The sequence below is a fragment of the Enterobacter sp. 118C5 genome (genome assembly GCF_034107645.1).
Classification (GTDB): domain Bacteria; phylum Pseudomonadota; class Gammaproteobacteria; order Enterobacterales; family Enterobacteriaceae; genus Enterobacter; species Enterobacter nematophilus.
The window spans coordinates 293,674-300,199 of sequence record NZ_JAWNEU010000005.1 but is presented as its reverse complement, the minus strand read 5'-3'; the positions used below and the strand labels follow the sequence as shown (position 1 = coordinate 300,199).

The 6,526-nt window shown below is 55.3% G+C and carries 6 protein-coding genes; 2 read left to right on the top strand and 4 right to left on the bottom strand.

The window, feature by feature from the left end; all coding sequences use genetic code 11:
- Nucleotides 1-502: 502 nt before the first annotated feature.
- Together UTO39_RS12535 and mdtD are read left to right on the top strand one after the other, a co-directional pair.
- A complete protein-coding gene (locus UTO39_RS12535) occupies nt 503-1,210 on the top strand; it encodes a FadR/GntR family transcriptional regulator (protein WP_061096738.1) in 708 nt (235 codons plus the stop codon).
- The gene (gene mdtD, locus UTO39_RS12530) at nt 1,207-2,640 is read left to right on the top strand and encodes a multidrug transporter subunit MdtD (RefSeq protein WP_320727285.1); all 1,434 of its coding nucleotides are present in this window, start codon (nt 1,207-1,209) and stop codon (nt 2,638-2,640) included. The genes UTO39_RS12535 and mdtD overlap by 4 nt, the downstream gene beginning before the upstream one ends.
- On the opposite strand, the gene rbsR is transcribed toward mdtD, so the two are convergent.
- The 4 genes from rbsR to rbsC form a co-directional block, all read right to left on the bottom strand.
- Entirely contained in the window at nt 2,606-3,598 is a 993-nt protein-coding gene (gene rbsR / locus UTO39_RS12525) for a ribose operon transcriptional repressor RbsR (RefSeq protein WP_253540100.1), read from the bottom strand. The two genes, mdtD and rbsR, sit on opposite strands and share 35 nt — an antisense overlap.
- A 3-nt stretch (nt 3,599-3,601) precedes the next feature.
- Nucleotides 3,602-4,531 carry a ribokinase gene (rbsK, locus tag UTO39_RS12520; protein WP_320727291.1) on the bottom strand — a complete coding sequence of 310 codons (930 nt, stop codon included), beginning with the start codon at nt 4,529-4,531 and terminating at the stop codon, nt 3,602-3,604.
- A 108-nt stretch (nt 4,532-4,639) separates the two neighbouring features.
- Nucleotides 4,640-5,530 (bottom strand): ribose ABC transporter substrate-binding protein RbsB, encoded by an 891-nt coding sequence (gene rbsB, locus UTO39_RS12515; protein ID WP_013099394.1) that lies wholly within the window; start codon nt 5,528-5,530, stop codon nt 4,640-4,642.
- Nucleotides 5,531-5,557: 27 nt separating this feature from the next.
- On the bottom strand, nt 5,558-6,523 hold the full coding sequence (gene rbsC, locus UTO39_RS12510; protein ID WP_047360514.1) for a ribose ABC transporter permease: 966 nt from the start codon (nt 6,521-6,523) through the stop codon (nt 5,558-5,560).
- Nucleotides 6,524-6,526: the final 3 nt, after the last annotated feature.

Sequence of the window (6,526 nt, the reverse complement as noted above, 5' to 3'; positions counted from 1 at the left end):
TAGGCCTGCCGCCAGCGTTCAATCTGAGCCATGATCAAACTCTTCAATTTAAGTTTGATGCTCGTGAATTAAACTTCGTAATGAATTACGTATGTTCACTCAGAGACTTGGCATTCATTTATTGTCCGAAGACATTAAGAATCCATGTCACTTTGAGTGCCCACACAGATTGTCTGATAAATTGTTAAAGAGCAGTGCCGCTTCGTTTTCGCTGCGGCGCGGGGTGTGCATATTACGCTTTCCCGCTTCAGAGTCAAGCGTTTATTTTGCTTTTCTCTGCTGACCCGGCGGCGTGTGTGCCGTTGTTCCGTGTCAGTGGAGGCGCATTATAGGGAGTTATTCTTAAGTGACAAGAGGAAATTTAAAAAAAGTTTCTATCCGTGTCTTTTTTCACCAACATCGGTGATATCAAGCTACAAATTGTTCTATTTGATGTATCTGCAACCACAATCACATTCGAGGTGGCATAATTAACAGCATGAAACATTAAGGAATAAAAGCGATGCCATTAAGCGCACAACAGCTGGCCGCCCAAAAAAATCTGTCCTATGTGCTGGCAGAAAAGCTGGCGCAGCGGATTTTAGCGGGTAAATATGCCCCGGGGAGCATCCTGCCGGGTGAAATGGAGCTGGGTGAGCAGTTTGGAGTAAGCCGTACCGCGGTTCGCGAGGCGGTGAAAACCCTGACGGCAAAAGGTATGGTGCTTCCACGCCCTCGTATTGGCACGCGCGTGATGCCACAGAATAACTGGAATTTTCTCGATCAGGAGCTGCTCTCCTGGTGGATGACCGAAGACAACTTTCATCAGGTCGTCGACCACTTTCTGGTAATGCGCAGCAGCCTTGAGCCTCAGGCATGCCTGCTTGCCGCCACGCTCGGGACGGCAGAGCAGAAAGCGCAGCTTAACGCACTAATGGAAGAGATGGTGTTCCTGAAAAAACACTTCAACCGGGAACGTTGGGTTGAGGTCGATATGGCCTGGCATGAACATATCTATATGATGAGCGCCAATCCGTTCCTCACTTCCTTTGCTTCGTTATTCCATTCGGTGTACCACACCTACTTTACCTCTATTACACAAGACGAAGTGGTAAAGCTGGATTTGCATCAGGCGATAGTGGATGCCATTCAGGAGAGCGACGGGCAGCGAGCCCTGACTGCATGCCAGGCATTGCTGACCGCACCAACTCACCAGCAGGTAAATAAATGACAGAGAAAAAAGCGCGCAGCATGGCCGGATTGCCGTGGATTGCAGCCATGGCGTTCTTTATGCAGGCACTGGATGCCACCATCCTCAATACGGCGCTTCCCGCTATTGCGCAAAGCCTCAACCGATCCCCGCTGGCAATGCAGTCCGCCATCATCAGCTACACCCTCACGGTAGCGATGTTGATCCCGGTAAGCGGCTGGCTGGCCGATCGCTTCGGAACCCGCAGAGTTTTCATGCTGGCCGTAACGCTCTTTACGCTCGGTTCACTGGCCTGCGCGCTCTCCACTTCATTAGCGGAGCTGGTTATCTTTCGCGTACTGCAGGGAATTGGCGGCGCGATGATGATGCCGGTGGCGCGCCTCGCCTTGCTGCGTGCCTACCCGCGCAGCGAACTGCTCCCCGTGCTCAACTTTGTCACCATGCCGGGGCTGGTTGGCCCAATTCTTGGCCCGGTCCTCGGGGGTGTGCTGGTTACCTGGGCAAGCTGGCACTGGATTTTCCTGATTAATATTCCGATTGGCGTGGCAGGGCTGATCTATGCCCGCAAATATATGCCGAACTTCACCACGCCCAGGCACAGCTTCGATATGGGCGGCTTTTTCCTGTTTGGCCTGAGCCTGGTGCTGTTCTCCAGTGGGATGGAGCTCATTGGCGAGAAGCTCGTTGAAACGTGGCTGGCACTCGCCGTCATCTTCAGCGGTATTCTGCTGTTCCTTCTTTATATACGTCATGCGCGTCGTCACCCGACACCACTTATCTCTTTATCTCTCTTTAACACCCGAACTTTTTCCGTCGGGATCGCGGGCAATATTGCCTCACGTCTGGGCACGGGCTGCGTACCGTTCCTGATGCCATTGATGCTGCAGGTGGGGTTCGGCTACCCGGCGCTGATTGCCGGCTGCATGATGGCACCCACGGCAATGGGTTCCATTCTGGCGAAATCAACGGTCACGCAGGTACTGCGCTGGTTTGGCTATCGTAAAACGCTGGTTGGCGTGACGGTCTTTATCGGTCTGATGATTGCGCAGTTCTCGCTGCAATCCGCGGCGTTGCCGGTCTGGATGCTGATCCTGCCGCTGTTTGTGCTGGGGATGGCGATGTCAACGCAGTTCACGTCGATGAACACCATCACCCTTGCGGACCTGACCGACGAGAACGCAAGTAGCGGCAACAGCGTACTGGCGGTCACGCAACAGTTATCGATTAGTCTTGGCGTTGCCGTCAGTGCGGCCGTACTGCGGTTTTATGAAGGGTTCGATAGCACAAATACCGTTGAACAGTTCCACTATACCTTTATCACCATGGGCGCGCTTACCGTGGTGTCGGCGCTGGTCTTTATGCTGTTAAAACCGAAAGACGGCCGCAACCTGATCAAAGAGCGCCACAAGGCAAAGGCTAAACCGAACCCCGCTCCATCAGAACAGGAGTAAGCTGCAGACGTTGCTGCTGCAGCGTGGGCTGCGCCATTCGGTGGATCAACACATCAATGGCCAGCTCACCCAGTTCATCCTTTGGCTGATGAATGGTCGTCAGCGGCGGCGTCATGTAGCGCGCCAGTTCGATATCATCGTATCCCACGATAGCCATATCGTCCGGAACGCGCAGTCCCGCCTGATAAAGCGCCTGATAGGCACCAAACGCCATCGCATCGTTACCGATAAACACCGCCTGCGGGCGAGGCTCTTGCGCCAGCAGCGTCTGCATTGCCTCGAAACCGCCGTTAAACTCGAAATCACCGGTGATTCGGTAGCCATCAGGAATGGCAAGCCCCGCCCGCGCCATTGCGGAGAGATATCCTTCCAGACGCAGGCGCGCCGGGGTTTTATCCAGCGGGCCGGTAATGCAGGCGATGCGGGTATGGCCCTTATCGATCAGATGCTGAGTCGCCATATCGCCGCCCAGCAGGGAGTTATCCTGAATCAGATCGCTGGTACCGTCGAAGGGCGCCCAGTCCATCATCACCGTGGGAATAGAGGGATAGCGCTGAATAATCTCTTTCGAGGGTTGGTGCGTTTCGGTACAGAGCAGCAGCAGCCCGTCGACGCGTTTTTGCATCAGCGTTTCCAGGTTGCGGTTCATGCGCTGCTCGTCGCCTTCGGTATTGCACAGCACCAGGCTGTAGCCACGCTCAAAGCAGCTGCGCTCTACGCCACGAACAAGTTCAGAATAAAAAGGGTTGGTACTGGCGGTGATCAGCATACCAATGGTGCGCGTCTGGTTGAGCTTGAGACTGCGCGCCAGCGCCGACGGCGCATAGTTGAGATCTTTTACTGCGGCTTCGACTTTCTCCCGAATCGCCTCGCTGACGAAGCGGTCGTTATTAATAACGTGAGAGACAGTCGAAGTAGAAACGCCCGCCATGCGGGCGACATCTTTCATCGTAGCCAAACGTTACCTCTGCTGACTTAAGAATTCATCGATCTCTTTGCGCCACGGAACGGAAGGCTGTGCGCCTTTGCGCGTCACCGCAATCGCGGCGGCGGCATGCGCAAAGCGGATGGCATCATCCATCGCTTTTCCTTCCAGCAGCGCCGTCACCAGCGCACCGTTAAAGGTGTCTCCAGCCGCGATAGTATCAATGGCTTTGACCTTAAAGCCCGGCACGCGACGCCCTTCGCCATTGATGCTTGCCCACACCCCACGGCTGCCAAGAGTAATGATAACGGTGCCGATGCCTTTTGCATGCAGCACTCTCGCCGCACGCGCGGCATCATCGTCATTTTCAACGCTAATGCCCGTCAGCTTTTCGGCTTCAGTTTCGTTCGGCGTAATGATGTCCACCAGCGCCAGCAGCTCGTCTGATAATACACGGGCTGGGGCCGGGTTAAGTACGACAGTGGTATGATTTTCATGCGCAATTTTCGCGGCGGCCAGCACGCTTTCAACCGGCGACTCCAGCTGCATCAGCAGGGCTTCCGCGCCAGCGATGATTTCGCGCTGCGCGTCGACGCGTTCTGTCGTTAACGCAGCATTAGCACCCGCATGAATACCGATGACATTCTCACCTTCCGCGTTGACGAAAATCAGCGCCACGCCGGTAGACTCCCCTGCAACCACGCTGACCGGCGCAATGTCGATGTTGTCGCTTGCCAGCTGTTTACGTACGCGCTCACCGGTGTCGTCATCACCCGTGCAGGCGATAAAGGCGATATTCGCCCCGCTGCGTCCGGCGGCGACGGCCTGATTTGCGCCCTTACCGCCAAACGCGACCTGGTACTGATTGCCAGTGACGGTTTCGCCCGGTGTCGGGAAAGTTTCAAGGTTAAGAATGTGATCGGCATTGATACTGCCAAGGACGACGAGGTTGCCTGCGGTTTTCATGGTTGAGCTGTCCATCTGAGAGCGCCACCGGTGTTACCCGGTGGCGTATGCCACACTTTTCTTTTATTTGGTGTCCCTCAGGCAGCCAGCGACTGCCTGAATCGCCTTTTACTGCTTAATGACCAGCTTCAGGTCAACCGGATATTTGGCCTGAACTTTTTCGCCCTTCAGCACTTTATCGGCAGTTTGCACGCCAGTCGCGCCAATCTGCTCAGGCAGCTGAGCGATGGTCGCAGCCAGTTTGCCATCATTTACCGCTTTTTCACCATCCGGCGTGCCGTCAAATCCGACAACCATCACATCAGATTTACCTGCGGTCTGCAGGGCACGCAGCGCGCCCAGCGCCATTTCGTCGTTCTGGGCGAACACTGCCTGCACGTCAGGATGCGCGGTCAGCAGGTTTTGCATAACGTTCAGACCTTTAGTACGGTCGAAGTCTGCCGGCTGGCTCGCCAGCACGTTGAACTTATGCGCCGCTACAGCCTGCTGGAAGCCTTCACCGCGCTCGCGGGCGGCGGACGTACCGGCAATCCCCTGCAGTTCGATAACTTTCGCGCCTTCACCGGCTTTCTTCGCAATGTAGTCACCCGCGATTTTACCGCCCAGCACGTTATCAGAAGCAATGTGGCTGACCACGTCGCCTTTCGTCGCCTGACGGTCCAGGGTAATCACCGGAATCTTCGCCTGGTTTGCCATCTTCACAGCGTTACCTACGGCGTCAGAATCGGTTGGGTTGATCAGCAGAATTTTGGTACCACGAACGGTTAAGTCCTGAACGTTCGCCAGCTCTTTCGCCGGGTTGTTTTGAGAATCCAGCACCACCAGGTTGTAGCCCAGCTTGTCCGCTTCTTTCTGCGCGCCATCCTTCAGGGAGACGAAGAACGGGTTGTTCAGCGTGGAGATAACCAGCGCGATGGTGTCTTTTGCCATGGCGTTAGCACTTACGGTTGCGCTCAGCGCGACAGCGGAAACCAGGGTAGCCAGTTTTTTCATGTTCATATCTAAGATGTCCTGTAGTGTCGTCAGTTACTGTTTTTTGTTGTCTACCAGTACCGCCAGCAAAATCACCACTGCCTTAACGATCATCTGGTAATAGGAGGAAACACCTAACAAATTCAAACCATTATTCAGGAAACCGAGAATCAGTGCGCCGATCAATGTCCCAACAATGCGACCTTTACCGCCCGCAAGACTCGTACCGCCCAGAACCACTGCCGCGATGGCATCCAGCTCATAACCCGTACCCGCCGTCGGCTGCGCGGAGGAGAGGCGCGCCACTTCGATGATGCCCGCCAGAGAGGCCAGCAGGCCGCACAGGGAGTACACGATAATTTTGACTTTATTAACGCTGATACCGGACAGGCGCGTTGCCGCTTCGTTACCGCCCAGCGCATAGATATAACGGCCAAGACGGGTATGGTGCAGCATGTACCACGCTGCCAGGAAGACGATAGCCATGATCCAGACCGGCGTTGGAATGCCCAGCGGGCGGCCGATACCGAACCAGCCAAACAGATCCGCGTTATCAGTAAAGCCGGTATTGACCGGGCTGCCGTTGGTGTAAACCATGGTCACACCGCGCAGCAGCAGCATCATCACCAGCGTAGCGATAAACGCCTGAACGCGGCCTTTTGCCACAATCACGCCGGTTACGGCGCCAATCGCCGCGCCAGCTGCCAGGGCCGCAGCAACGGCCACCAGCGCGTTGACTTCAATACCAACAATCGAAGCGGCGATCGCACCGGTGAGCGCCAGCAGGGAACCGACGGACAGATCGATACCCGAGGTCAAAATCACCAGCGTCATGCCAACCGCCATAATGGCGTTCACCGACGTCTGCTGCAGAATGTTGAACAGGTTATTCACGGTGAAGAAATTCGGGCTCATGGTCGACACAATCGCGATCAGCACCAGCAGGGCAATCAGCGATTTTTGTTCCATCAGCCATGCCTTTGTGAAATAGCGGCGACCAGAAACAGCCTGGGTAGTCATCTT